We start from the raw sequence: 4115 nt of genomic DNA on the forward strand, positions 1-4115 counted from the left end.
AGGAACGGCGGACATGGCAACGTTGGCCCACCCAGCACTCTTTTGACTTCGCTTCTTCCACGGGTAGCTTAGAACATCGACGGCATTTTTCTGCGATCGCCCGGGCCATCGTTTTAAACCATAGGTAGGGGATGGGTTTCAGCCAAGGATTTGCTCTCTTTCGGCTAACACCCCTTTAGAGTACCATGCTTATTAGTCAAAGTTTAGTCAAAGTCCAAATAATGAGATTTAGACTCTAGTGTACGGAAATCGCCATTGACGTACACTAAAATGGGCAGAATTAGTCACTTAAAATAGTTGATTAATTAGTAATGATATTTCGCTTGTATAAAGTCAATGCGTTTATCCCTTACCACATAGACGATTCGATGTTCTTGAGACAAGCGGCGAGACCACATATCGCTACCAATATGCTTCAAGGGCTCAGGCTTACCAATGCCCTTAAAGGGATCTTCGAGGGTATTGTCAATGATTACCCAGGCCCGATCGTAAAGTTTAGGTTCAGTTTGAGCGAGGGCTTTGAGATCTTCGCGAAATTGGGGCGATAGATTGGCGTATCGCCGAAAGACGGTGAGGGGCTGATCCGATATCTTGGATTTACGCTTGCTCAATCTCTTCTCTCAACTGGGTGATAGCTTGTTCGGCTGCTTTTTCTCCAGGGGGATGCTGATCTTGGGTTTGTGACCATGCCAATCCATCAAAAAGTCTTTGGGCATTTTGGGGTGATCTCAGCAAATACAAGCTTTCCATCATGCTGGTTAGCTCATCGGCGGAGATAATGGCAACGTCTGGGGCATCTCTTCTTTCGATGAGGACGACATTGCGATCTTGAGTGACTTCATCCAAAACCTTAAAGAAATTTTGGCGCACATGAGAGGCCGAATGAGATTTGCTCAGCATAGTTGTACAATAGTTGCGTACAAGTTAAGTTTAGCAGATCTGGGATTTAGATCTTGGCGGTCATGGCTCAGACCTTCAATAGGACGCTGGTGACCCAGGATCTAAGGTAGTTGGAGTAGGGAGCACAAGCCTGTCTCTCTGTGCTTTAAGGGAAGCGGGTGATTGAAAGACATTGAGTAAGATGCGATCACAATGGAAGAATCAGGGTTAATTCGCTTAGAGATTGATGAATCGGCAGTCGATGTCGATTTGCTCCGAGCAGTATTGATGGAAAAGACAAAGCCCTCCACGCGGGAAGGGTATACCAAGGATCTGGTGGACTTCTTTTTATTCGTGACCCAAGGTGAATCAGTCTATGCGATCGAGGGTCGCAAGCGGAAGAGTGAGATTAAAACTCAAGTGAAGGGGGAATTGTCACGGCTGAGTCAATCCTTTGTGGGGATTGGCCGACTGAAAGCATTGGAATTAGCTGCCCGATATCGAGAATGCATGATGCAGCGAGGGTTACAAGCGAATACCATCAATCGGCGGTTGTCAGCGGTGAAGTCCATGGTGAGGATGGCTAGACGATTGGAGATGTGTGATTGGACTTTGGCGGAAGTAGATGGATTGACAGTGAAACCCTATCGAGATACCAGAGGGATTACAGCCTCTCAATTTCGACTGATGATGGTATTCATCAATCGGTTTTCCCTGGCTGGGGCTCGGAATTTCGCCATGTTGACGCTGTTGTGGGAAGCGGGATTGCGAAGATCTGAGCTGGTGGGCTGTGATGTCCGTCATTTTGACTCGGAGCTGAAACGGTTGTCGATTTTAGGGAAAGGAAGGAATGAAAGGGAGTGGATTGATTTGACGGAAAGTGGGGTACGAGCCATTTCAGAGTGGCTGGAACAAAGAGAGGTTTATGGCCTTACGGAGCCGTTATTTATCTCTTTGGATCGGGCGAATTGGGGGTCGAGGTTGTCGGGGACGTCAGTATATCGGATTGTCCGGGCTCTAGCAAAGAAGGCGGGGGTAAGTGAGAACTTTGGGCCTCATAAGGTCCGCCACAGTGGCACAACGACTTATTTAGAAATGACGGGTGGGGACTTACGTGGGGCACAGGCATATTCCCGGCATGCCAATCTCAATACACTCAAATTCTATGATGACAATCGCAAGCAGCTTCAGAAGAAGGCGTCTGCGAAGTTGGCAGAGACGATCTCTTGGAAGAAGAATTCTAGTGCATCGTCAAAGTAATTGTCCTGAAGACACTAGGTCTATTTAGACACAGTAAGACGGTCCTAGGACCGTAATATCCCTAGCTTAATTGTGTTCATCCCTTGATGAATACTGAACCTGAGACAATTGTCGTCTATCAGACTATGTTGGTTAACTATCTAGGATATGGGACCTTCATATTGAAATAATTGGGATCTTAGATCGATATGAACTTTAAGAAGACTCTATAGGATGAGCTTTATCACTCCAAGTTTGGAGGTTCTTGCTAATACCAATTACCCAACAAGATGGCCTGTATTGAGCTGTTAAAGTACTGCAAATACGTCACTTGGACATAAACACGAAATTGGTATCAGGATTAACTTTCCAAGCACAGAATCATCATGATCTGAGTTCAAACGATCCAAGGAAAACATTCAGGAGTTAATGTTCGATGCATATCAATCGATATATTTTACCGGCAGTCTTGATAGTTATCTTTGCTGCTGAAGCTTCTACAGTCCGAGCAGGACGAGTTAATTATCAACACGCACAAGCCCAAGCAATTCCTCAAAGACTAGACAATCTCGACCTCACCCCTGCTCAGCAAAAGCAGTTCCATAGGATTCAGCAGGAAACCCATGGACAGATTATGAAAGTACTAACGTCTTCTCAACAACAGAAATTTCAGCAGTCCATTGAAAGCGGGCAGAATTTTAAACAAATAATGCCATCACTGGGTTTATCTTTCAATCAAATGTTGAAATTGAGAAAGATTGTTCAAGGCCAGAAGCAAGAAATGGAACAGATTCTGACACCAAGTCAAAGGCAGAAGCTAAAACAGTTTAGTAAATCTAGATCTTACGTAGTGCTATGCCAGGAGAATATTAAGGTATGACGGCGTTTAGGCTAAGGTAATGCATCATAAGGGGTAATCGCTGTTCAATCTCCTAGACATTGCCATATTCCCTAGCCTAAAGACGCGAGAATTCTCTATCTTGCTACTGGGGCTCAACAGACTTTTTTGAAGTCGCTCTGGGAATAACTTCACCAATGAAAGGAATTCTAAAACTTTTTGTTTTTCCGACTTGCGAATAGAAATCCCAACAACGATTGTTTGTACTGTTCAAGCCCTGATAGATGCAGATACATCAGGAAGCTTGAGAATTAGGAGCTTGTAACTTTAGAAGAAATGGACTTGCGAATAATGCCGCTTGAACACGATCTCGAAGATTCAAACGGCTCAAAATACTGGCGACATGATTTTTCACAGTTCTCTCTGAGATATACAAAGATTCTGCAATTTCACGGTTGGTATCACCCGCAATTATCCTGCAGAGCACTTCCCGTTCTCGGGGTGTCAATGCCATTAGTTGTGAAGGAATTTCATTAGGGCATTCTTGTCTTGGTGTTAACGGTTGAAGAGGAGCAGCATTCATAGAAGTGATGGCTTTTTGGAATAATCCAGGGCCAAGTTGTGTAAATCCTTGTTTAATCGAGCGAATGGACTGAGAAAGCTCATCAATATGAGAATCTTTGAGCAGATAACCTTTTGCCCCAAACTGCATAGACCGAGCAACGTACTCATCGTCATTAAAGGTTGAAAGCACCAAGATTTTTGTTTCCGGGAAAAGCTGACAGATTTGTTGAGTTGCAGCAACTCCATCCATTTCAGGCATCCTGATATCCATCAGAACAACATCAGGGAATAAGGCTTCAACTTGCTCCAATGCTTCGACACCTGTCGTGGCTTCACCCACAACTTGAAAATCTGGCTGACTGTCTAGTAAGACCTTAAGACCTTGTCTAACAATTGTTTGATCATCAACTATTAATAACCGAATCATGCTGATCTATCACTAACGGAACTTGAACCGTCACCAGACATCCTGAACCTGGCTGACTAACCAAGCTAAAGTCTCAGATGTCAATTAGATAGGCCAACTTTTTTGGGTTTTGTCTTCATACTTTTAAACGCGCTTCGCGAGTCGATTTGGATCTATGCAATACCATCT

Annotated in this window: 5 protein-coding genes; 2 read left to right on the forward strand and 3 right to left on the reverse strand. The window is 44.3% G+C overall.

Annotated elements, in window-relative coordinates; translation table 11 throughout:
• Positions 1–305: 305 nt before the first annotated feature.
• Together Q0991_RS22370 and Q0991_RS22375 are read right to left on the reverse strand one after the other, a co-directional pair.
• Complete coding sequence (locus tag Q0991_RS22370) at positions 306–611, reverse strand: Txe/YoeB family addiction module toxin (RefSeq protein ID WP_299492765.1); 306 nt, start codon at positions 609–611, stop codon at positions 306–308.
• A complete protein-coding gene (locus Q0991_RS22375; protein ID WP_299492767.1) occupies positions 598–900 on the reverse strand; it encodes a type II toxin-antitoxin system prevent-host-death family antitoxin in 303 nt (100 codons plus the stop codon). The genes Q0991_RS22370 and Q0991_RS22375 overlap by 14 nt, the downstream gene beginning before the upstream one ends.
• A gap of 192 nt (positions 901–1092) precedes the next feature.
• On the opposite strand from Q0991_RS22375, the gene Q0991_RS22380 reads away from it, so the two are divergent.
• Both Q0991_RS22380 and Q0991_RS22385 read left to right on the forward strand, forming a co-directional pair.
• The gene (locus Q0991_RS22380) at positions 1093–2139 is read left to right on the forward strand and encodes a tyrosine-type recombinase/integrase (protein WP_299492769.1); all 1047 of its coding nucleotides are present in this window, start codon (positions 1093–1095) and stop codon (positions 2137–2139) included.
• Between the two features lie 415 nt (positions 2140–2554).
• On the forward strand, positions 2555–2998 hold the full coding sequence (locus tag Q0991_RS22385) for a Spy/CpxP family protein refolding chaperone (protein ID WP_299492771.1): 444 nt from the start codon (positions 2555–2557) through the stop codon (positions 2996–2998).
• Between the two features lie 253 nt (positions 2999–3251).
• Here the strand turns inward: Q0991_RS22385 and Q0991_RS22390 are convergent, their stop codons facing one another.
• A complete protein-coding gene (locus Q0991_RS22390) occupies positions 3252–3947 on the reverse strand; it encodes a response regulator transcription factor (protein WP_299492773.1) in 696 nt (231 codons plus the stop codon).
• Positions 3948–4115: the final 168 nt, after the last annotated feature.

It is taken from the genome of Acaryochloris sp. IP29b_bin.137 (assembly GCF_028285745.1).
Classification (GTDB): domain Bacteria; phylum Cyanobacteriota; class Cyanobacteriia; order Thermosynechococcales; family Thermosynechococcaceae; genus Acaryochloris.